1 protein-coding gene is annotated in these 1758 nt (G+C 31.0%); it reads left to right on the top strand.

Annotation, left to right across the window (positions count from 1 at the left end):
* Positions 1-147: 147 nt before the first annotated feature.
* Positions 148-894, top strand: a complete 747-nt coding sequence (locus ACJJVO_RS00100) for a hypothetical protein (RefSeq protein ID WP_405568921.1) — start codon at positions 148-150, stop codon at positions 892-894.
* Positions 895-1758 lie beyond the last annotated feature (864 nt).

Genomic DNA, 1758 nt, shown 5'->3' with positions numbered 1-1758 from the left:
GGTTCTTGGCAACTTTATAGAAAGAGAGGACTCGTACGTCTAAGGGATCACTAATCTAAAACACGTTATAGTTCTCCTCTTTTTCTATATAAATATATTTATTGTAAACTAAAGAAACACGTTGGCAAACATTAGGAAAAACAACATATGAAAATTTATTTAACCATAATTATTTTAATTTCAACTATCAATTTGTTCGGTCAAAAATCGGAACAAAAGACAATTGAACTTTCAGAAATAAAACTTTGCGAATTAACATTATCTGAATTAAAAAAACAAGACGAAAATTTAAAAGAAGTGGAATTAATAGAAATGGATTTGTGCTCTGATGGTTTTGTTCAAGATGCTCGATTTGAGAATAGAAAAGGATATATTTCAATACTTTATAATGGAATAATTTTCCAAAAAGACAGAGATACTGACTTAATTTCTAAAATTAGATTAACGAAAGACTTTAAAGGAAAACTACCAGATGGAAACTTTATTGACCTTTCAAATTTAACAGCGGAAAAAATTCTTGAAAAGTACCCGAAATTTAACACTTGGAATTCAAGAGGTTGTTCTGACTATTGGAGTCTAACTGATAAGTCAATGTATTTTTATGTGGCAATTGACCAAACTAAAGAATCAAGATACCCACTTGATGAAAAATTCTATCTGACACAAGCAATTGAAGGAATTGATATTGTATCAAACTGTTATGAATTTACTCAAAAAAATAAAAAAGAACCGCTGATAATTTTAAACGGAAAAGAAGTAACTAAAGCAGAAATTGAAAAATACAAACCTGAGGATATAGAATCGGTTACCGTTTTGAAAGAATCTGCAATTGAAAAATACGGAGAAAAAGGAAAAAACGGAGTTATTGAAATTAAAACAAAATCGAAAAAATAACGATTTGCCAACACCGTGTATAATTAATTGCTTTTCCGTGCTTACGTACGAAAATCCCTTCGGATTTTATTTGTCGTGAGTATTTGTTAACTTAGTCGCTTAACCACGCAACTAACCATACACAAACACGTTAGCAAACATTTCGCGCGTGTCAACAATTTCAAGGCTTTTACCAAGTTCTGTACTTATTTGCTTCAGAAAACTTAGTTGGAATTTAAAGCTGAATATAAAAAAACATTACGCTGGAATTTTTTACTCTTGCGGAACGTTACGCACGAATTTCGGCTTACCCGATTTCTGATCATTACATCAATATTATAGCAATCCTCAACTTTTGGATGATAAGCGGAATGGCAAAACGTACGGCTGAACTGTTCGCAATTTTAAAAAATTGAAATTAGTTGTTTAAATCAATCGATTCTGATGTCACGAAATTTCGGCCGAAAATCAAAACTGATACTCTTTGCGAAAAAAAACGGAATAATAATTTGAAGATTTTTTTGACATTTAAGTAAAAAACGAAACAACGTACGAAAAACCAAAGATCCTATAAATACACAAAGGAGTAGTTCGTAAAAAGAAAAAACGTTAGCCAACAATGTATATAATTTATAGCTGCTTCTTGCCTACTGTCGAAAAACCTCACGGTTTTTCTATTTCGGTTTTTATTTGTTAACTTACTCGCTTATAACACGCAACAAATCATATACGAGACCGTTAGCAACAAGTTCACTCACGGTACTTTCCTGAAATAGGTTGACTAAAAATTAAACATTTAATTATAGTCACTTATGAAAACACGAAAACAAGACTGTCGAAAAAAACCTTACGAAAAAGTAACTTTTCAGTACAAATTATTCGTCG

Source organism: Winogradskyella sp. Asnod2-B02-A (assembly GCF_045063645.1).
Taxonomy (GTDB): Bacteria; Bacteroidota; Bacteroidia; order Flavobacteriales; family Flavobacteriaceae; genus Winogradskyella.
The sequence above is the reverse complement of the archived record's forward strand: the minus strand, read 5'-3'. Positions and strand labels throughout refer to the sequence as shown.